The 20328-nt window shown below is 70.7% G+C and carries 16 protein-coding genes; 13 read left to right on the forward strand and 3 right to left on the reverse strand.

The genetic code is table 11. The features are described from left to right. Window positions 1–120: 120 nt before the first annotated feature. Window positions 121–2046 (forward strand): CASTOR/POLLUX-related putative ion channel, encoded by a 1926-nt coding sequence (locus tag AC0666_RS30460; RefSeq protein ID WP_468964097.1) that lies wholly within the window; start codon window positions 121–123, stop codon window positions 2044–2046. A gap of 43 nt (window positions 2047–2089) precedes the next feature. Here the strand turns inward: AC0666_RS30460 and AC0666_RS30465 are convergent, their stop codons facing one another. Next, window positions 2090–4060 carry a flavin monoamine oxidase family protein gene (locus AC0666_RS30465; protein ID WP_468964100.1) on the reverse strand — a complete coding sequence of 657 codons (1971 nt, stop codon included), beginning with the start codon at window positions 4058–4060 and terminating at the stop codon, window positions 2090–2092. A gap of 591 nt (window positions 4061–4651) precedes the next feature. On the opposite strand from AC0666_RS30465, the gene AC0666_RS30470 reads away from it, so the two are divergent. Then, a complete protein-coding gene (locus tag AC0666_RS30470) occupies window positions 4652–5092 on the forward strand; it encodes a potassium channel family protein (RefSeq protein WP_468964102.1) in 441 nt (146 codons plus the stop codon). A 243-nt stretch (window positions 5093–5335) separates the two neighbouring features. On the opposite strand, the gene AC0666_RS30475 is transcribed toward AC0666_RS30470, so the two are convergent. Beyond that, window positions 5336–6169, reverse strand: a complete 834-nt coding sequence (locus AC0666_RS30475) for a class II glutamine amidotransferase (protein ID WP_478708793.1) — start codon at window positions 6167–6169, stop codon at window positions 5336–5338. 376 nt (window positions 6170–6545) lie between these two features. Here AC0666_RS30475 and AC0666_RS30480 point away from each other — a divergent pair, with 376 nt between their 5' ends. From AC0666_RS30480 to AC0666_RS30495, 4 genes are all read left to right on the forward strand, one after another. Beyond that, entirely contained in the window at window positions 6546–7601 is a 1056-nt protein-coding gene (locus AC0666_RS30480; protein WP_468578690.1) for a PP2C family protein-serine/threonine phosphatase, read from the forward strand. A gap of 190 nt (window positions 7602–7791) precedes the next feature. Beyond that, entirely contained in the window at window positions 7792–8499 is a 708-nt protein-coding gene (locus AC0666_RS30485) for a DsbA family protein (RefSeq protein WP_468964105.1), read from the forward strand. Between the two features lie 241 nt (window positions 8500–8740). Next, window positions 8741–10306 (forward strand): alpha/beta fold hydrolase, encoded by a 1566-nt coding sequence (locus AC0666_RS30490; RefSeq protein ID WP_478708794.1) that lies wholly within the window; start codon window positions 8741–8743, stop codon window positions 10304–10306. A gap of 485 nt (window positions 10307–10791) precedes the next feature. Further along, the gene (locus AC0666_RS30495; protein ID WP_468964110.1) at window positions 10792–12576 is read left to right on the forward strand and encodes an SMI1/KNR4 family protein; all 1785 of its coding nucleotides are present in this window, start codon (window positions 10792–10794) and stop codon (window positions 12574–12576) included. Window positions 12577–12737: 161 nt separating this feature from the next. On the opposite strand, the gene AC0666_RS30500 is transcribed toward AC0666_RS30495, so the two are convergent. Continuing rightward, window positions 12738–13076: an STAS domain-containing protein gene (locus AC0666_RS30500; RefSeq protein WP_468578684.1), complete on the reverse strand. Its 339-nt coding sequence runs from the start codon at window positions 13074–13076 to the stop codon at window positions 12738–12740. Between the two features lie 634 nt (window positions 13077–13710). Here AC0666_RS30500 and AC0666_RS30505 point away from each other — a divergent pair. From AC0666_RS30505 to AC0666_RS30535, 7 genes are all read left to right on the forward strand, one after another. Beyond that, window positions 13711–14391: a hypothetical protein gene (locus AC0666_RS30505; protein ID WP_478708795.1), complete on the forward strand. Its 681-nt coding sequence runs from the start codon at window positions 13711–13713 to the stop codon at window positions 14389–14391. A 75-nt stretch (window positions 14392–14466) separates the two neighbouring features. Next, entirely contained in the window at window positions 14467–14859 is a 393-nt protein-coding gene (locus AC0666_RS30510) for a phage holin family protein (RefSeq protein ID WP_468964117.1), read from the forward strand. Beyond that, window positions 14835–15485 carry a DUF3618 domain-containing protein gene (locus AC0666_RS30515; protein ID WP_468964119.1) on the forward strand — a complete coding sequence of 217 codons (651 nt, stop codon included), beginning with the start codon at window positions 14835–14837 and terminating at the stop codon, window positions 15483–15485. Before AC0666_RS30510 ends, AC0666_RS30515 begins: the two co-directional genes overlap by 25 nt. Before the next feature lie 240 nt (window positions 15486–15725). Beyond that, entirely contained in the window at window positions 15726–16301 is a 576-nt protein-coding gene (locus AC0666_RS30520; RefSeq protein ID WP_468964120.1) for a DUF5994 family protein, read from the forward strand. 352 nt (window positions 16302–16653) lie between these two features. Continuing rightward, window positions 16654–17688: a LacI family DNA-binding transcriptional regulator gene (locus AC0666_RS30525; protein ID WP_468964121.1), complete on the forward strand. Its 1035-nt coding sequence runs from the start codon at window positions 16654–16656 to the stop codon at window positions 17686–17688. 218 nt (window positions 17689–17906) lie between these two features. Then, on the forward strand, window positions 17907–19643 hold the full coding sequence (locus AC0666_RS30530) for a ribulokinase (RefSeq protein WP_478708796.1): 1737 nt from the start codon (window positions 17907–17909) through the stop codon (window positions 19641–19643). Between the two features lie 7 nt (window positions 19644–19650). Next, a complete protein-coding gene (locus tag AC0666_RS30535) occupies window positions 19651–20319 on the forward strand; it encodes an L-ribulose-5-phosphate 4-epimerase (RefSeq protein WP_468578673.1) in 669 nt (222 codons plus the stop codon). Window positions 20320–20328: the final 9 nt, after the last annotated feature.

A 20328-nucleotide genomic window follows, 5' to 3' on the forward strand; every position in this document is an offset into this window, starting at 1 on the left:
GTTCATACCTCTGAGTGAGGGCGAGTGGCTTCGGGCCGGATGACGTGCCGGGTTGCCTAGGGTGAGCGCGAGGGCGGCCGGCAGGCGTCCGATCGGCACGTCTCATGCACGGGAGCTTGCGTGGCGCAGCAGCACACAGCCCTCCGCCAGCGCCTTCGCTACCGGTTCGACAACCTGGTGGCAGGCGGGACCACCGTGCTCATCGGGTGGCTGGCCCTGGCCTGTCTGGCCGTCGTGGTTCCGGCGAGTACGGTACTCGTCTGGGCTGACCGCAAGGCCCCGACCACCCTGTCCGGCCGGCTCCAAGCGGTGTGGGTCAGCGTAGGCCAGACGCTCAAGATCGGGGGCGCGGTCGGCTCGCCCCTCTACGTGCTGGCTTCCGTGTCGCTCGCCCTGGTGGCCCTGTTGTTCGTGTCGACGCTGGTCAGTCTGATCACCACAGGCATCGATCGGCGCATCAAGTCGCTTCGCCTCGGCCACTCCACCGTCCTGGAAACCGGGCACACCATCGTCCTGGGCTGGTCCGACCAGATCTTCCCGGTCATCGGCGAGTTGGTCGCCGCCAACGCCAATCAACGGCGGGCGGCCATCGCCGTCCTCGCCCCCAGGGACAAGGTGGAGATGGAGGACGGGATCTCCACCCGCGTCACCGACCCCGGCACGACTCGGATCATCTGCCGCACCGGCCATACCACCGATCCCGCAGTTCTGTGCAGGGTGAGTCCGCGGACCGCCAAGGCCGTGCTCGTCCTGCCGCCCGGTGGGGACGCTGGTGACGCCCACGTGGTGAAGACGCTGCTCGCCCTCGACGCGGCCGTTCCCGACGGCGGGGAGGCGGTGGTGGTGGCCGCCGTCCGCGACGCCCGCAACCACGTCACCGCCCAACTGGCTGCGGGACCGCGCGGACACGTCCTCTGCGTCGACCACATCGTGGCCCGACTCCTCGTCCAGACCGCACTCCAGCCGGGCCTCTCGCTCGTGTACCAGGAGCTGCTGGACTTCGAGGGCGACGAGTTCTACACCGCCGCTGCCGGGGACCTGGCCGGACGCACCTTCGGCGAGGCCCTGCTGTCCTTCACCACGTCCTCGGTGGTGGGCCTGCTGCGCGCGGACGGCGCCGTCGCCCTCAACCCGGCCCCCGGCTCCACGATCGGCGCGAGCGACCGGATCATCGTCATCACCCGGGACGACGACACGGCCGTACCGGGTGACGCGTCCTCCTGCGTCGACGAGGACGCGATCGTCACGGCCGCCCCCAGGACGCCCGCCGCCAAGCGCCTGCTCCTGCTCGGCTGGAACCGGCGGGCGCCGCTCATCGTGGAGCAGCTCGACCAGTACGTGAGCCCCGGGAGCACCCTGGACGTCGTGGCGCTCGGCGACGACGCCACGATGTGCGGTGCCGTCCGCGGCGCTCCGGGACAAGGCCATCTCGAAGTGGCGTTCCGCAGCGGGGACATCACCGATCCACGGGTACTGGACAAGCTGGACGTCCCGTCCTACGACGGCGTGATCGTCATCGGCGATACGAGCCTGCCGGCCCATCCGCAACGGTCTGCGGAGACGGAGACGGAGACGGAGTCGGAGGCGGACGACCGCACGCTGGTCACGCTGCTGCACCTGCGGGCGATCGGGGACGCAGCGCGTCACGAACTCGCCCTCACCACGGAGATGTCCGACGACGGCAACCGCCTCCTCGCGCCCGCCCGGGCCGGAGCCGACTTCATCGTGAGCGGCAGGCTGATCAGTCTCCTCATGGCGCAGATCTCGGAGAGCCGCTACCTCGCCGCCCTCTTCGAGGAGTTGTTCACCGCGGAGGGGAACGAGTTCCACCTGAAACCGATCGGCAACTACGTCCGGCTCGACCGGGAGGTCACCTTCGCCACCGCCGTCGAGTCGGCGCGTCGGCGCGGTGAATGCGCCGTCGGATACCGGCGGCGCGCATCGGCCGCCACCGCTCCCGACTACGGCGTGACGATCAACCCCGACAAGAGGCATCGGGTTCGCTTCGACGCCGGAGACTGGCTGATCGTGCTGGCCGAAAGCTGACCCTCGGAGCCGGGCACAGGGGGTGTGCCCGGCTCGCGGTCACTCACTGCGCGGAGTGCACCTCCAGGGCGGTACGCACCGCGGATTCGATGGCTCCTTCGATCCACGCGGGCTTGACGGAGGTGTGGCACCCGCCGAAGTGCAGGTTGCCCTCGGCCTTGCGCACGTGGGGGAAGAGCTCGGTGTGTTGGCCGGGCAGCAGCACGGAGGCTTCACCGTAGGCGTACGGGTCGCGCATCCAGGACTGGGTGCGTCCGACGCCGGTGTAGAAGACCTCGATCCGCTGCCCGAACACCTCCTGGACCCCGGCGAGGGCGCGAGGGTAGCGCTCCTCGTCGTCGAACGAGTCCCACTTCAGGGCGTCGTCGGACCAGCTGTACGAGGCGAGGATGACCCCGCCCTGGCTGCCTTCGACGGGATGGGAGGGCTGGAACATGAAGCGGTTGGGGTTGTCGGTGGCCGAGCCGCCGCCGATGACGCCGGCCGCCTCGGGCTGGTCGCGGGAGACGAGGCGCGTGGCGGCGTAGTGGGCGCGGTGGGGAGCGGAGATGTGCCCCTTGGGCACGGAGGGGTGCGCGCCGAGCAGGCTGCCGTCTGCAGGAGACTGCCCGAGCTGGTACTTCTGGTACAGGCCGGGCTTCACGGCTTCCAGTTCGCGCTTCCAGTCGGCTTCGTCGAACTCCCACCAGCGACGGCTGAACTCCAGCAGCACCTTGGTGGCGGCGTCGTAGTGGAGTTCGGTGACCGCCCGCCGCTTGCCGTAGGAGAGCGCGGGGACGACCGGGATGTGGCGCAGTCCGGAGAAGGGGACGGTGATGATCGCGGCGTCACCGGTGAAGGTCTCGCGCTGCACGGGGCTGCCGCCGCGGCCCTCCGAGACGGTGTCGATGGTGACCTTGCCGTCGCCGTGCGTGATCCGCGTGGCGCGGCGGTCGAGCCGTACGAGATCCTTGACCCGTCCGTAGAGGGCGTCGGCCAAGGTGGCGGTGCCGCCGGGCAGTTCGAAGAAGGCGGTGTCGGGGCTGATGAGCGAGGCCCCGATGAAGCTGTGCACGAAGGCGAGGTGGAGACGGGACGTGAGGTTCTCGACGGTTCCGATGAGGTCGATGGTCCGCTCGTCGAGCTCCGCCTCCTCGGTCAGGTACCGGTACATGGACATGTGGCCGTAGCGCTGGATGACGCGGGCCCAACCCTCGACGAGCTCCCTGTCCTTCTTGCCCTCGATCTCCTTGCGTACGGGCGCGAAGGCGTTGCGCACGATCTGCGCGGCGGGAACGGACTCGAAGGCCGTCGGGACGCCGAAGGAGCGGTTGAGGGCCTGCGGGCTGCGCGCGTAGTCGGCCCGGCGGACGCGGATGCCGTTGACGAAGATCCACGTTCGGTACGCAGGGCGGCCGGCCCCGTCGACATCGACGAGGTGGAAGGGCCTGCGCTTGAGTCCGAGGCTGTCCATCAGGCCGGTGACGAGCGGGTGACTGTCGGGGATGCGCATGGCGCCGGCCTCGGCGTACTGCTTCGGGTCGGCGAAGGGCGCGGGCGACTTCTCGTGGCCTCCGGTACGGAAGGTCTTGATCCGCCCGCCCACCCGGTTGCCGTTGGCCTCGATGACGGTGACCCGGTGCCCGGCCTGGTGCAGCAGGTGGGCGGCGGTGAGCCCGGCGGGCCCGGCGCCGACGATCAGCACCTTGCGGCCGGGGCGGCCTCCGGCGCCCCGGGCCCGGGGCAAACCGGTCTTCAGGAGGACGTCCGCGTAGTGCGGCACGAGGGGTCGGTCGTCGTCGTCCCGCACGAGGATGGCCCGGGCGATGGTGAGGCAGGTGTCCCAGTCGGGACGGGAGGCGGGTCGGACAGGTGTCGGCGAGGCTCCGGCGCCGGCGGCGGTGACGGCCGCGAGGGCGCCGGCTCCCGCGACCGCGGCCGCGCCGGCGATCACGGTACGGCGGGTGGGCCGGGATGTGGGCTCGTCGGCGGGATCGTCAGCGGGATCGGGTGTGGGGAGCGAGTCGGTGATCATGGGCCAACTCTTGCGGTCCCGCCGTGACCCGACGCCCCAAATCCGCCGGGGCGAGGAACTATCACCCGGACGTGCGGCACGCGTGGCCCGCGGCTGACGAACTGGTTTTCGCACGGGCCGATCAACCCGAAGCTCCGGCCCGGCGCGGGGCGGCCAGGCGCCGAGGTGGGGCGTGCGTCCCGGCGGGGAGTGCGACCAGCGGCCCCGTTCCGGCAGGGGGACGCCTGGGACGCCCTCGCTCGGGGAAGTCATCGTGGCGGCGGTATGCCAACAACCGCTCGATTGGTGGTACCGGGCGCCCTCTTACGCGGTGGGGCGGCGGGGCGGGACGACAGCGCCCGAACGGGCCACGGAGGGCGCCGCCATGTCGGTGACCCATGGTGCGCCTGATGCGGCGCGCCCGGATGACGCGGGAGGCTGAGACCGAGGCAGGCGCAGGGCCAGCGGGCAGGACACCGGGTGCGATCGCGGGACGGAAGTCGGAACAGGACGGGGAGTGTTCGCCGGCAGGCGGTGATTGCCTCTGCCCGTGCGCTGACAACGGTTGGGATCCTTGTCGCTGCGTACTACCTACTGCCGTTCGATTCGGCCTTGACCATCGGCCCCGGGCTCGCGCTCGTCGGGTGCATCGCAGGGTTGGCGTTGCTTCTGGCCTGGCAGATCCGCAGGATCACGCTGTCCCCGTGGCCAGGGCTTCGTGCCTTTGAGGCGCTGGCGGTGAGCGTCCCCCTGGTCGTGCTCCTGTTCGCAGCGGTCTACTGGCTGGTGGAGCGCAGCGCATCGGGCAGCTTCAGCGAGGCACTGTCACGGACTGACAGCCTGTACTTCGCCATGACCGTATTCAGCACGGTCGGCTTCGGAGACATCACGGCGCGCAGCGAAACGGCTCGGCTGCTCACGACGGGGCAGATGACGGTGAACCTCCTGCTGATCGGTGTGGCGGCCCGGCTCATGGTGAGCGCGGTCCACGAAGCCAGACGACAGCGGGACCGGAAACCAGCCGACGGCGAAAGCAGACCCCCCGCGCCGTGACCCTCGATGGCCCGCGCGCGTGCCGCGCTTCTTCAGCTCGGCCAGCCGCGACGGGTCCTCGCCGCTGGTGGCGGTGCCGGTACTCTCGCGCCCGTAGGAGCGGAATGCCTCCTCCTGCTGCTGGGCCCGCAGCAGCTCCCGTTTGCCCATCCCGCGCCCTCGCGGGACCAGATACACGAAGACACCCAGGTACGGCAGCAGGATGACGAACACGGTCCGGCCGGCCTTCCGCGAGCGGTCGCGCTATACCGGTTGCGGGGCGAAGCGGTACGTCGCGTCACGCCCGGGCTGCACGACGCCGTAGGTGCTCTCCGGTACCTCGTTCCAGGCACCGGGCAGGTCACCGAGCGGCTCGGACACGATGAGGCGGGTGTCATCGGAGATGTCTCGCAGGAATGCCATGTCGGGGTGGAGCCTGCGCAGTGAGTCCACCCGGCTGCTGTAGAAAAGCGACCGGGACGCATGCCGGCTGGAATAGCGGAAGGCCCAGACGCGCTCTCCATCGGTGACGGCGAGCGTCATCTGGAGCGGGAACTCCACACCGTGCTCGCGGCCGACGCGCTCCACCACTCCCGCTGTCCGGGCCACGGCGCCCGGCGGGTCCTGGTCCAGGCCGAAGGTGAGTGCCAGGTAGAACATCACCTCGGAGTCCGTCGTTCCCTCGATCTCGGAGAACAGCACGGGGTCGACCAGGAGGCAGAGGTCCCGGCGGATGAGGTGGAAGTCGGCGATGGCGCCGTTGTGCATGAACATCCACCGGCCGTGCCGGAAGGGGTGGCAGTTCGACTGCTGCACGGCCGTACCGGTCGATGTCCGGATGGGGGCGAAGAACAACGGGGAGCTGACATGGTCTGCCATCTCCCGCAGATTGCGGTTGTTCCAGGCCGGGCCGACGTCTCTCAGAAGCGCCGGAGTGTGGTTGTCGTCCGAGTACCAGCCGATGCCGAAACCGTCGCCGTTCGTCGTCTCCACGCCCAGCTTGGAATGCAGGCTCTGGTCGATCAGCGAGTGGGTCGGCTTGTACAGGATGGTGTCGAGCAGCATGGGTGTGCCCGAATACGCGAGCCATCGACACATGGGTCATCACCTGGTCCCGACATGGCAGCGGGGGAGGAGGGACATCTGCGTCCCGCCCGTGGCCGCGCCGGGACTGCTGCACGAGCTCGTGCGTCACCCCTGCGCTGCGGCCTTCGTCGCGACCGCTGTGGGGGCGACCTCGTGCGGATCTCACGCCATCCCATTCTCGGCTCCCTCTCCGGGGAGCGCACGCGGGCGGGAACCATGGGCGGAGCCACGGGTGGGGCCTCACGTGCAACGTCGGCGAGCCGGCCCCGGGACAGGGGCCGGACTCCGATCCGCCAGAGCGCTGTGCCCTCATAAAGTAGATATTCTGTGAAGTGTGATCGAGCCTGGACGGCCGCGGCTCCCCCGTCGCCACGGCCGGGGGAGGTTTGTGCGGCTGTCGCCGGTCATCCTGACCGTCATCATCGCCAGCCTGGCATACGCCACTCCGCCGGAAATGGCCTTCAGCCGCCTGCTGCCCGCGGCGCCGGCCCTCGCCGCCGCCATGTGGCCGGTGCTCCCCACGGTCCTGCTCGGGACGGTCTGCCTCTTCCTGATGATCGGCCTCAGCCTCGTCTTCCCCGATCTGGGGACGTGGTGGACGGCCGCGGGGATCATCGCGGTCACCGTGGCGGCCGCGTACGGAAGCCACGTCCGGCTCCAGCGGGAGCGCACCCTCTTCCAGGTACGGCTCGTCGCCGACGCGGCGCAGCAGGTGGTGCTCAGCCCCATGCCGCGTCGCTTCGGCAGCATCGAGATCGAGTCGCTGTACCTCGCGGCCGCCGCGGAGGCCAGCATCGGCGGGGACTTCTACGAGGTGGTCGATACGCCATACGGGGTCAGGCTGCTCATCGGTGACGTGCGGGGCAAGGGCCTGCCGGCAGTAGGGGCGGCCGCGGCGATCGTCAACGCCTTCCGGGAGGCGGCCTACGACGAGGCCGACATGGTCAGCGTCGCGCGCCGGCTGGACGCCAGCAGCACCCGTTACAACGCGGCCTTTCCCCCCGAGGGGCCGATGGAGCGCTTCGCGACCGCCCTGCTCGTGGAGATCCCGCACGAGGGCAGACGTATCGGCATCCTCAACTGCGGACACCCCCCGCCGCTGCTCCTGCACCGCAGGACAATCCGTGCCCTTGAGTCCGCCACCCCCTCGCCGCTGCTCAGCCTCGCGCAGCTGATCGGTGATCACTACAACGTCGACACCTTCGACTTCGCCCCCGGTGACCTGCTGCTTCTCTACACCGACGGGATCGCCGAGGCCCGCGCACGCGACGGCGAGTTCTTCCCGCTGGCAGCCTGGATGAGTCGACAGCCCCCGACACCGCCCCACGAACTGCTCGCGGCTCTTCACCGCGACCTCCTCCACTACAGCAAAGGACGCCTCGACGACGACATCGCCGCCCTCGCCGTACGCCTGTCCGAACCCGGGGGACCGGAGCCCCAGTGAGCGGCCCGGACCACTCAACCCTTGCTGACCGAATCGCACCCTTCGGCGGCTTCCGGATACGTCGCCGTGCATACGGGATGCGGTTCCTTCCGCCGGGACTCTAGAGTGGCGCTTTCGCATGGGGAGGGAATCGATGCAGGTCAGATATGTAAGACCGCTGGCTTACGCGGTCGTGTGGGGGACGCTGGCGGTGGCCGCCGTCACCTTCGGTCCGGGCGCGTTGGCGGCGTTGCAGCCCGAGGACGAGCCGGCACCGCAGGCCTACGCGGGAACCGCGGAACTGCCCGAGGCGCTGTCGTCGGACGGCACGACGATCACGGTGGGGGACCCGGCCGCCCAGATGGCCGTCCGGCTCTACGAAGACCCGCGCTGCCCGATCGTCGCCGACTTCGAGTCCAGTGGCGCCAAGGCGATCCGCGAGCGGACCATCAAGCGCCAGGCGAAGACGGAGTACACCCTCGCCTCCTTCAAGGACGACAGGCTCGGCGGAGACGGCTCCAAGCGCGCGGTCAACGCCCTGCGCGCGGCGCTCGACGCGCAGAAGTTCACGGAGTACCACGCCGTACTGATGGCTCACCAGGCAGAGGTCGAGGTCTTCGGCGGCTATACCACCGAGCGCCTGTTGAGTCTCGCCACCGAGGTGCCGGGACTGCGGAGCGAAACATTCGACGCCGCGGTGTCCACCATGAAGTACGGCGATTTCGTCACCGCGTCGCAGAAGGCGTACCAGCAGACCGGGGACGATCCGATCGGACCGGGCACCCCCTCCGTGGCCATCAACACCATGATGCTCACCGGCGATATCCGCAGAGGTATTTTCGACGAAGACCGTCTCATGCGCCTTCTGACGGTCATTGAGCAGACCCCTGAGGTCTGGCGGAACGAAGAGCGCTCCTGAAGAGTCAGGTTCTGCCGCTGTGGTCAGCGTCGGGTCCAAATGAGCGGCCACGTGGGCTTTGGCACTGGCACTCACGCGCCGGCAGCGACACCCGGCCGAGCGGCCGCCAGTACCGGTGGCCGCCTCCCGTCCTTGTGCGCGTCTTCGAACCTCCCGCTAGCGTTGATTACGTTCGTTCCGCCACACCGCCAGGGCCTCGACCCAGCGGGGCAGCCGTCGATCGGCAGAGGAACGGGATCACATGGCAGAGCACAGCTTGCATATCGGGGCGCCGGCTGCAGGGGCCGCTCTGGCCCTCCTGGCAGCCCTCGGCCCGACGCCGGCCGGCGCCGCACCACCGCACGCCGGTACCGGCGATATGGCCGGGCCCGGCACGGCCGCCGCGTCACGCTTCATCCCGGGCCCCTGCCCCAAGACCCCTGAACCGATCAAAGCGCTGGCCACCGCCCGGTGCGGTGTCCTGGAGGTCCCCGAGAACCGTGCCCGTCCCGGCAGCCGGACCATCCGGCTGGCCGTGGCGGTCATCCCGGCCGCCTCGGCGAAGCCCGCCCCGGACCCCGTGGTGTTCATGTCGGGCGGCCCCGGGGGCGAGACGTTCGACGACATCCCGTTCCTGGTCTCTTCCGGCCTGAACCGGGATCGCGAACTGATCGTCATGGCCCAGCGCGGCAACCTCTACGACAAGCCCAACCTCGCCTGCCCCGAGCTGGACCGCTTCTACGCCCGCTCCGTGGGACTCCCGTCCTACGCACCGCAGACGGAAAGGCTCACGCTCGACGCGGTGAAGCAGTGCCGGGACCGCCTGGCATCCGACGGGACCGACCTCAGCGCCTACAACAGCACCGAGAACGCCGCCGACTTCGCCGACCTGCGCACGGCACTGGGCATCAAGCAGTGGAACGTCTACGGCCATTCCTACGGCAGCGACCTGGCCCTGACCTACCTGCGCCTGCACCCCCAGGGGATCCGCGCGGTGGCGCTCGACTCGGCCGCCCCTCCACAGTCCGTCTCCCTGCCGTTCGCCTGGAGCAGTGCCCAGGAGGGGCTCGACAACCTCTACAAGGCCTGCGCGGCCGAGCCCCGCTGCAAGAGCAGGTACCCGGACCTCGAACGCACCCTGAACGAACAGGTGCGCAAGCTGGAAGCCCAGCCATTGACGCTGAACGTCCGGCCGCCTCAGGGCGGAGAGCCGGTGAAGGTCGTCCTCGACGGCGGCGCACTGCTGAACGTGCTGGTCGCCAAGGCGATCCCGTTCAGCGAGGTCCCGGCGGCGATCGACGAACTCGGCCGCGGACGTCCTGAGCGCTTCGCCCGGGCCCGCGCCGCCGGTTCGGTCCAGGTGACCGGCCAGACCGCCCACGGTCTGACGCAGTCGGTGGTGTGCAGCGAATGGGTGCCGGACCAACCGCCGTCCGAGGTACTGAAGGCAGGCCGTGCGGCATTCCCCGATTGGCCGGAATCGATCCAGGCCCAGGCGCCTCAACTCGCGTTCCAGGACAAGATGTGCAGTATCTGGAACGTCCCGGACCGCACCGCCATCCAACGGGTGGCCACCACCAGCTCGGTGCCGACGCTCTTCATCAACGGAACGTTCGACATGAAGACCGGGGCCAGCTGGGCGCAGAAGACGGCCCGTACGCTGTCCCACTCGACCACCGTGGCAGTGCCGGGGATCGGGCACTGGGTGGTCCCGCAGTCGCCCTGCGCCCAGAAGGTGTTGGCGTCCTTCCTCACCCGCCCGACCGAGCCCGACACCGGCTGCGTGGCGGGGCTCAGCTGGGTACCGTTCAAGATCACCCCGATGTGACCGAGAGACAGATGGCACGGTTCGGCGGTCTGTCTGCTCGCGGCGCAGGCGAGCGCGCAGGAGGAGACGTCCGGAGTAGCCCGAAGACACCAAATGAGCAGGCCGATGCCGATCAGGACCAAGGGCAGCAGGATGTGACCCCAGCGGGCCAGGGCCTTGGCGATGACCGGGCGGGTGGCGAAGAATCGGCCCGCGTAGCACCACACCGCCACGAGCACGAGGAACACCACGGCGTACACGCTCATCCCCACCGATCCCGGCGGTGGCGAAGACCGGCACGTAGACCGACAGTGCGGGCGCGTGGATAGGGATGAGCCCGCAACAGCGGTGGTCGACGCTGGTGCTGTGGAACCCTTGGCTCCTGGCTGGCGGGCTCGTCTTCGGTCTGGCGTGTCAAGTGAGAATGCCTGCGGCCGTTCTGCCTGTCAGCAACAGTCGTCGTGGCAGGTGGTGGGGCTGTCAGTGCCCGGGCCTAGGGTGCCGACATGACCACGCTCACCGTCGATGAATCATGGGCCCGCATCGAGACCTGGCTCGCACAGCACGCTGCCGTCAGCCACGGGCTGCTCCGACCGCCGGCCCGCCCGGAGGACATCGCGGCGGCCCAACTCCGTCTCGGCGTGACGTTCCCGCCCGACCTGAAGGACTCGCTGCTGCGCCACGACGGCGTGCAGCTCCAGGACGGAACACCGACGCTGGGCTACTACGGACCACTGTCCGGAGTCGAGGACATCGTCCGGAGCACCGAGTTCCTGCGCAACGTCGGCGCGGACCTCGCCGAGAACGAAGCCGATCTCGACGAGGAGGAACGCGACCAGTACGCGTACTGGCCGCACGAACGGCTGCTGATCACCCTGGGGATCGGCTGGCAGTCCTCCGATGGACTCTTCCTGGTGTCCCGCCCCGGCACGCACCACGGGCATGTCGGCCGCTACTTCGACGAGGACAGCCCGTCCTTCACCCCGTGGCCGGGACTGGCGCACGTCCTCGCCGACTTCGCCACGGCCCTGGAGAACGGCACGCCCTTCAACGGGCGGACACCGCTCGCCTTCGAGGGGCGGCTGATCTGGGACGACGACAGGACGATCATCCCTGATCCGCTCTCACCCCTCGGCCTCGCCGCCGAGGCCGAGGAGCCGCTGGTCTCGCCCGAGGCCGAGCCGGGCCCGCCTGTCCCACAGCCCGACGGGCCGTACGCCGTCCTCGGCTTCGGAGCCCCGGCCCCGAAGGCACCGCCCGTGCAGCCGGACGTCGTATTCGTAGCAGGCATCTCCCCCGAGGAACTGTTGGACAGGCTGGGCTCCATACCCGCGGCCACCGGACCGCGCAGCCGGGAGCAGACGCGGCGGTCCGCCGCCGCGCCCTGGGCGGCGTACCGTCCGATGGCCCGGGCCGGGTGGTGTGGTGACGGATGGTCGTACGCCACCCAGGAGGGCGGTGACCCCCAGTTCGGCCGTCCGGAGGTACTGCGCCGGTTGTCCCGTGGGACCCGGGTCGTGAGGCTGGCGAAGCAAGGGCCCGAGGTGCACGTCACCGTCATCGAGGACGGTGCGGAGCGGCCCGAGGCGGCCCGCCGGGTCGATTCGCCCCGCGAGGACTACGTGACCGGACCCGACGGGCAGCCTGTGATCGGACGCGACGGGCAGCAGTGGCAGAGGATCGGCGTCGATCCCTGGCCCGGCTCGACGGCCGCGTACGCCCGGCTGCTGGCCGGCCTGGCGACGGAGCACGGCATCACCTGGGATCCGGAGGCCGACGGCGACGAGCCGCTGGCGAGCGCGCTGCTGCTGCCGGTCCTCGACGACGTGCCGCCGATGCCGAGCCCGGTCTCCTCGGTGCGTGACTTCGACCTCGGCGGGCTCGTCGACCGGACGCCGCCGGAGCGGACGCGCTCTGCGATGGCGGCCCAGCTCGCCCGGTTGGCGTCCGAGTCCGGCATCGACACCTACCCGGAGATCGCGCAGGCGCTGGAGCGGATCCGCCGGAACGAGCCGGTGGACCTCCCGGCCGACGGGGCCCTCGACCTACGGATGAGGACCATCTCGGCGGAGGCCCGGGCGGCACGGGGACTGCTGGACGCGGCCCGGTACCAACCGGACCCGGCACCCGTCACCGCGGCCGACCTCGCCGCGTGGGCCGTGCGGGACTCTGCGGCCGGCGCACTGCGCGAGTTCCTGCTGCTGCCCCTGCCGGCAGCGGCGGCGACGGTGCTGAGCCGGCGCCTGTCTGCACGCTGGCGCGACGACCTCGCCGCGGACCTGGCCGGGTAACTCGTGTCCGGCCGGTCATGTGGCCACCACGGCCTCATCGGAAGGGCGGCCCGGGGGTAGGGGCGGGCCGGGCTGGGGCTGGAGTGAGTCGGGGCCGGCGCCGAGGTGGTGCCGGCCAGGAGGAGGTCCGGGTTCCGCACGCGGGACGGGCTGCTGCAGGCTTATTCCTCGATGGAAGCCACCGCATCCACACCCGCGTACCGCAGCGTCCGCTGAATGGTGCGTCGGGCGCCACGGACTCGGACCGAAGCGGTTGCCGACAGGCGGGTGGCGGCTCGACGTAGAGCGTAGGCGCAGATGAGGTCGATGTGCATGAGGTCGCTCATGTCCAGCAGGCACTCACCGGCCTGGCTCAGCCGCGGGTCGAGGAGCTGCTGTTCGAGCGTGAAGATGTGATGTGCGCTCAGCCGGTTGGTGAAGCGCAGGACGGCACCGCCGTCACACTGCGTGATGCTCATCGGCGGCTGGGAGATGGCGGCGGGGTGGGGATCGACTGTCATGGCGACCTCCTGCTCAGCGAGTGTTGCTCGATTGTCCCCCTGGTACCGGCTCGGAAGCAGGCTCGAATGAGTCCTCCTGGTCGCCTCGGCAGAGGGTTGTAAGGCACGTTCCCGACGCGGGGCGCTGGGACACTCCGGCTCCGTCACGGCGTAGGGGACGGGCGTCTTGGGGGCAGAGGAGGGGAATCTGATGCGGCTTGTGCCCTCGCCGTTCAGCGGCGGCGGTCACCGGACGACGCGCTCGTGACTGCCGTCCATACGGGTGCATGCGGCGGTGTCCGCCCTGCTGTCGCGTACGGCCCACCGTGCCGACCCTGTGCAGCTTGTGCCCTGCGAGAGGCCCTGCCGGAAGCAGGACGCCCGACGCCCGACGCCCGACGCCATCGAGGCCGTACACGGGAGGCCGTATCGGTGGGCCACACGGGTGATGCAGGCGGCTTTCATGAGCCCCAGCCGGACCCGAGGGCGCCGAGGTCGACCGAAGGGCCGGCCCTCCCGGCCCTGACGCTCGTACGTCCAGAGCGCCGGCAAGTCGGGGCGCAGTCGGTGCTGCTGCGCGTATATCGGCCGGATGTGAGGGCAGGCGGGGGTGTGCAGATGGAAATAGCCGCACTGAGAGACATGTGGAGGAGCCTTGAGTGACTTCGACGGCTCGGGCACTGCGGAGCAGTCCAGGACGCAGGCCGTAGCACAGACGGCTCAAAAGAAGGCGGGAGAGGGCGCCGCCGTGGTGGGGGAGCAGGCATCGAAGGTGGCCGGCACCGCCGGCGAACAGGTGGGGCGGGTGGCGGGCGAGGCCGGCTCTCAGGCCCGCGACCTGGTCGGGGAGCTGCGCGACCAATTCCAGGACCAGGCCCACACCCAAACGCAGCGGCTGGCCGAGAACGTACGCCGCCTGGCGGACGAGATCCGGGAAATGAGCGAGGCCGGGAAGCCGGACTCCACTGCGGCGGGAGTGGCCCGCAAGGTGGCCGACGGAGGCCATCAGGTCGCTGACCGCCTTGAGGGCCGTGGCCCCGACGGCCTGGTCTCCGATCTGCAGGACTTCGCCCGGCGCCGGCCCGGGATGTTCCTCGCCGGAGCCGCTCTGGCGGGCTTCGCGGTCGGACGCGTCGGCAAGGGCGCCAGCGCCGCCGGGTCGACCTCGCCGTCCCGCGCCGGCAGCAGCGGTGCTTCCGGGCCCACGGCAGGAACTGCCGGGAGGGCAGAGGTTCCGGCTGCTCCGCACACACCCCCGCCGCCGCCCTCGTACCCGCCCCCGGCGGCGCCCGGCCGCCCTGCGCCCTCGCAGCCGTATCCGATCGAGGGGAGCTGAGCGGTGGCCATGTCCTCTACGGAGCGTTCCGAGACGGCCACCGACCGTCCCCCGCTTCCTACGGAGCCGCCCGCCGTGCCCCGGGGCGCATCCGAGCCGTCCATCGGCAGCCTCGTCAGCGAGATCAGCGAGGACCTGTCGCAGCTGGTACGCGATGAGGTCCAGCTGGCCAAGGCGGAGCTGAAGCAGGAGTCGACCAAGGCCGCCAAGGCGGCAGGCATGCTCGGCGGCGCCGGCTACGCCGGGCACCTGGTCCTGCTGTTGGGCAGCCTCACCCTCGTCTTCGCGCTCGACAACCTGATGCCGCTGCCCTGCGCGGCGCTCACGGTCACCGTCGTGTGGGCCATCGTCGGAGCCGTCCTCTACACCGTGGGCCGCAAGCGCATGCGCACCGTCAACCTCAAGCCGGAACAGACCGTGGAGACCTTGAAGGAGGATGCCCAATGGGCGCGACACCTGAAGAGCTGAGGACCGATCTGGAGTACCGCAGGGCGCACCTGGCCCGCAACGTGGACCGCCTCAGCGACCGGGTCACTCCCCGCAAGGTGGCCCAACGAAAGGTCGGAGCGGCACGCAGTCGGCTGACCGGGATGAAGGAGCGGGTGATGGGAACCGTCCAGGACAGCACGCACGGCGTCGCCGACACCACCAGCCACGTCGCCGACAGCATGGCCGAGACCGCGAAGGACACCGCCGACAAGGTCAGCTCCGCGGTGCAGGAGGCCCCCGGCCAGCTGAAGCGCCAGACCCAGGGCAGCCCCCTGGGGGCCGGGCTGATCGCCTTCGGCGCCGGCTTGCTGGCCGCGGCCCTCCTGCCCACCACCGAGGCCGAGGAACGCGCCGGGCAGCAGCTGCGCGACCACTCCGAGGAACTCGTCGAGCCGGTCAAGCAGGCGGCCGTGGAGGCGGTGCAAGAGGTGAAGGAAGAGATGCGGGAGCCCGCCGCCCAGGCCGTGGAAGCCGTCAAGGCCACTGCACAGGACGCCGCCCAGACCACCAAGGACGAGGCTCAGACGGCCGGACAGGCAACCGCTCAAGGCCTGCGCGACGTCGGGCAGGAGACCGCCGAGGACATCCGCCACCAGAGCCGGTAACGACGGTAACGACACCTGAAGGCCGCCCCGCGGCTGGAAGGCTGGAAGAAGTCGGACTTACACACCCGCCTGCAGCGCTCCGGGCGCGAATCGCCTGGTCATGCCGGTCAGAGTCCGCCGAACAGGCGTACAGTGAAGGCACCGGGAGTACTTCGTACACCAGCCTTCACGCGGGTGTCATTTCCGGCGATCGTCTAAGAACCGGGCTGCCGACGGGCAGTCCGGGGGCAGGTCCATCCCATGACCACCACCCTCGCCCGGACCATGCCCCGCGACTTCGCCGCACTGCTCCCGGCACGCGTGTCCCTCACCCCGAAGACCAAGCGCGCCGGGCAGCTTGACGGAGCCTGGTGGCCCCGCTCGCACGACCTCGAAGCCGAGCTCCCGCCGCTCGCTGCCGCCCTGGACGAACCGTGGGGGCGGGTCACCCGCGTCACCGTGAACCCCACCCGCTGGCCCGTCGTACCGCGCAAGATTGCTGTGGACGGGCGCACGCTGCACGTGGGCTGGTTCACCGAGCAGCACCCCGACAAGCTGATCCTCCTCTCCTACACCGTCGGCCGCTGGGACCTCCTGGTCATCCCGCCCGAGACCGCACCCGCAGCGGCGGCCCGCCTCATGGCCGCGGCCGCGATCCCGGGCAGCGTCCTCACCGCCGGCGTCCTCATGGCCAACGAAGCCGTCATCGGCCGCGGCGTCGTGGACGCCCGGCGCCGAGAGGCAGCTTGGGAAGGTGAGGGCGGAGCCTGGGTCTCCCCCTTCGGGGACCCGATGGGCCGCAGCCCCCTGACGCTGCCCGCGTCCACCTGGAGCTGAGCAGCGTGGAGCCGCCGAGGCCTCCCCGCCTGCCCGACGACACCGTCCTCGCCTGTCGCTGATGCCCGACCAGCGCCCGCGCCCGCACCCCTGCCCGTCTGCCCGTCGGCCTCTGCCCGACCTGCCCGTCGGCCTTTGCCCGACCATGGCACCGGATGACGCGCCCCGCTGTGATCGCGAACATTTACACTCACCCTCGTGGCGCCCTTTTGCGGGCACCATGGTGATCCCGGAGCTGTGATCCCGGAGCGCGCACCGGAGCCGGGGTCGGTCGCCGCGGCTTCACCGACGAGAAGAGGGGCTGTCCGTGGGAACGGGAAGCACGGAACATTCCGAGCCGCGCCAGCCCGTGATGGCTGATGTCGCGCGGGTCGCCGGGGTATCGCACCAGACGGTGTCGCGGGTGCTCAACGGCGCGCCCCACGTCCGCCCCGGCACGCGGGAGCGGGTGCTCGCCGCCATCCGTGAGCTGGACTACCGCCCGAACGTGGCGGCCCGGGCCCTGGTCACCCGTCGGTCCCAGACGCTCGGTGTGATCAGTTTCGGCAGTGCGCTGTACGGACCGGCTTCCATGCTGGACAGCATCGAGCAGGCCGCACGGGCCGCAGGGTACTTCGTGAGCGTGGCGAGCCTGCGCTCCCTGGACACGCGCTCGGTACAGGAGGCCGTGGACCGGCTCCGGGACCAAGGCGTCGAGGGCGTCGTGGTGATCGCGCCGCAGACCCCGGCGGTGAGTGCCGTCGCCCAGCTGTCCACCGGGGTGCCTGTGGTGGCGGTCGGGTCGGGCAGTGGGTCACGCGTTCCCACCGTCTCGGTCGACAACGAGGCGGGTGCCCGCGCCGTGACGAAGCACCTGCTCGACCTCGGGCACACCACGGTCCACCACATCGCCGGGCCGCCCGGCTGGCTGGAGACCACGACCAGGACGGCCGGGTGGCGCAAGGCTCTCCAGGAGGCCGAGGCCCCCGTGCCGGAGGCCCACCCCGGCGACTGGAGTGCCCGCGCGGGCTACGAGGCCGGCCTCCGGATAGCCGCGGACTCCACCGTCACCGCGGTGTTCTGCGCGAACGACCAGCTTGCGCTCGGGCTGCTGCGCGCGCTGCACGAGGCGGGCCGGGCGATCCCGGAAGACATCAGCGTGGTCGGTTTCGACGACATCGCCGAAGCCGCCTACTTCGCCCCGCCGCTGACGACCGTCCGCCAGGACTTCGGCGAACTGGGCAGGCGCGCGCTGGAGCTCCTGGTCGACGAGGTGACCTGCAGCAGCGACCGCACCACCGGTACGCCGGGCAGGGAGCACGCTGCGCCGCCGGAGTCCGCGCGCAGGCACGTCCTGGTGCCCACGGAGATCGTGCTGCGCCGCAGCACGGGCCGCGCGCCTCGGTAGGACGCCGAGGACCCCGGGCATCTGCGCTGTTCAGAAGCCCGTGGCCGCTCCCGCAGCTGCCGACGCCGGGAGGTCAAGATTGGGTAACGCTCCGCAAGGGCTCTTGTCCCCTAAATTGTGAGCGTTAACAATTCCTGCCTAGGGTGGCCCCGCCCACCGCCGTCCCCAGTCGCCCGGCAACTGCCAGGGGTGCGGGGCTACGTCCGAAGGATGTCAACGTGACCCCGTCCCGTCCGCAGGTCATCCGGGACCCCGTGCGCTACGTCGTCGGTGTCGACTTCGGCTCGCTGTCCGGCCGCGCCGTGGTGGTCCGTGTACACGACGGTGAGGAGCTCGGCGCAGCCGTCCACACGTACCACCACGGCGTCATCGACCGCCAACTCCCCACCACGGGGTTCGGCTTGCCGCCCGACTGGGCACTCCAGCACCCGGACGACTGGCGCCAGGTGCTGCGCACCGCCGTCCCGGATGCCGTCGCCTCGGCGGGCGTCGACCCCGGGCTCGTCATCGGCATCGCGACCGACTTCACCGCCTGCACGGTCCTGCCCGTACGACGCGACGGGAGGCCGCTCTCCGAGACCGGGCTGGGCCACCGCCCCCACGCCTGGCCCAAGCTCTGGAAGCACCACGCCGCACAGGGCCAGGCGGACCGGATCAACCGCCTCGCCCACCTGCGCGGCGAGAAGTGGCTCGCTCGCTACGGTGGCAGGATCTCCGCCGAATGGCAGTTCGCGAAGGCGCTGCAGGTGCTGGAGGAGGACCCGCAGACGTATGCGGCGACCGAGCGCTGGATCGAGGCGGCCGACTGGATCGTCTGGCAGCTCACCGGTGCCGAGACCCGCAACACCTGCACCGCCGGCTACAAGGGCATCCACCAGGACGGCAGGTACCCGAGCGAGGACTACCTCGCCGCCCTGCACCCGGACTTCGGGGACTTCGCCCGTACCCGCCTGGAGCATCCCCTCTCCCCGCTGGGCTCCCGGGCCGGCTCACTCACCGCGGAAGCCGCCGCCTGGACGGGCCTCCCCGAGGGCATCGCGGTCGCCGTCGGCAACGTCGACGCCCACGTCGCGGCCGCCGCCGCCCAGGCGGTCGAGAACGGCCGGCTGCTCGCGGTCATGGGAACCTCCACCTGCCACGTGGTGAACGGCGCCGCCCTCGCCGACGTGCCCGGCATCTGCGGCGTGGTGGACGGCGGCATCGTCGAAGGGGCGTACGGCTACGAAGCGGGACAGAGCGCGGTCGGCGACATCTTCGCCTGGTGGCTCACCCAGGGCGTCCCGGCCGGCTACCAGGCGGAGGCCGAGGCCCGCGGTGAGGACCTGCACCAGCTGCTGACCCGCAAGTGCGCCGACCAGCCCGTCGGCGGGCACGGCCTGGTCGCCCTCGACTGGATGAACGGCAACCGCTCCACCCTGGTCGACCACCACCTGTCCGGCGTCATCGTCGGTCTCACCTTGGCGACGCGGCCCGAGGAGATCTACCGCGCCCTGCTGGAAGCCACCGCCTTCGGCACCCGCACCATCGTCGACGCCCTGGAACAGGGCGGGGTACCGGTGCACGAGTTCATCGTCGCCGGCGGTCTGAAGAAGAACGCCCTGCTGATGCAGATCTACGCCGATGTGCTCCGCCGGCCGGTGTCCCTCGCGGCCTCCGCCCAAGGCCCGGCCCTCGGAGCCGCCATCCACGCGGCCGTCGCCGCCGGCGCACACCCTGACGTACGCGCCGCCGCGGCGGCCATGGGCCGTGTCCAGCGGGCCGCCTACCTGCCGGACCCCGCCCGTGCCGACGCCTACGACGCGCTGTACGGGGAGTACCGCGCCCTGCACGACCACTTCGGCACCGGCCCCGACAAGCAGCTGCACCGACTGAGTGCCCTGCGCAACGCCGCCCTGACCGCCTCCACCGCCCAGGCCACCTCGCCCGCCCCGACCGCCCCGACCGAGAGGCCCTGAACCGCTCATGACGTCACCCATCGAGCAGCTGCGCCGCGAGGTCAGCGACCTGCACCAGGAACTGGTCCGCTACGGCCTCGTCGTCTGGACGGCCGGGAACGTCTCCGCCCGCGTGCCGGGCGAGGACCTGATGGTGATCAAACCCAGTGGTGTCCCCTACGAGGACCTGGCCCCCGAGCGCATGATCGTCTGCGACTTGGACGGGAAAGTGGTCGAGGGCGACTACGCGCCCTCCTCCGACACCGCGGCGCACGCCTACGTCTACCGGCACATGCCGCAGGTCGCAGGGGTGGTGCACACCCATTCCACGTACGCCTGCGCCTGGGCGGCGCGAGGCGAGGCCGTTCCCTGCGTCCTGACCGCCATGGCCGACGAGTTCGGAGCCGAGATCCCCGTCGGCCCCTTCGCGCTGATCGGGGACGACTCCATCGGCCGGGGCATCGTCGAGACGCTGCGCGGACACCGTTCACCCGCCGTCCTGATGAAGAGCCACGGCGTCTTCACCGTCGGCAAGGATGCCAAGGCAGCGGTCAAGGCGGCCGTGATGTGCGAGGACGTCGCCCGCACGGTCCACATCTCACGCCAGCTCGGCGAGCCGCTGCCCCTTGCGCAGAGCGACATCGACGCACTGAACCACCGCTACCAGAACGTGTACGGCCAGCAGGCCGACCGGTGAGGAGCTCTC

It is taken from the genome of Streptomyces sp. NPDC043680 (assembly GCF_056436685.1).

What these genes read in the sequence shown, in the direction of transcription:
- AC0666_RS30465 (WP_468964100.1), bottom strand. Translation starts at nt 4,060, where the DNA reads ATGATCACCGACTCGCTCCCCACACCCGATCCCGCTGACGATCCCGCC.
- AC0666_RS30475 (WP_478708793.1), bottom strand. Translation starts at nt 6,169, where the DNA reads ATGTGTCGATGGCTCGCGTATTCGGGCACACCCATGCTGCTCGACACC.
- AC0666_RS30490 (WP_478708794.1), top strand. Translation starts at nt 8,741, where the DNA reads ATGGCAGAGCACAGCTTGCATATCGGGGCGCCGGCTGCAGGGGCCGCT.
- AC0666_RS30495 (WP_468964110.1), top strand. Translation starts at nt 10,792, where the DNA reads ATGACCACGCTCACCGTCGATGAATCATGGGCCCGCATCGAGACCTGG.
- AC0666_RS30500 (WP_468578684.1), bottom strand. Translation starts at nt 13,076, where the DNA reads ATGACAGTCGATCCCCACCCCGCCGCCATCTCCCAGCCGCCGATGAGC.
- AC0666_RS30515 (WP_468964119.1), top strand. Translation starts at nt 14,835, where the DNA reads ATGGGCGCGACACCTGAAGAGCTGAGGACCGATCTGGAGTACCGCAGG.
- AC0666_RS30520 (WP_468964120.1), top strand. Translation starts at nt 15,726, where the DNA reads ATGACCACCACCCTCGCCCGGACCATGCCCCGCGACTTCGCCGCACTG.
- AC0666_RS30525 (WP_468964121.1), top strand. Translation starts at nt 16,654, where the DNA reads ATGGCTGATGTCGCGCGGGTCGCCGGGGTATCGCACCAGACGGTGTCG.
- AC0666_RS30535 (WP_468578673.1), top strand. Translation starts at nt 19,651, where the DNA reads ATGACGTCACCCATCGAGCAGCTGCGCCGCGAGGTCAGCGACCTGCAC.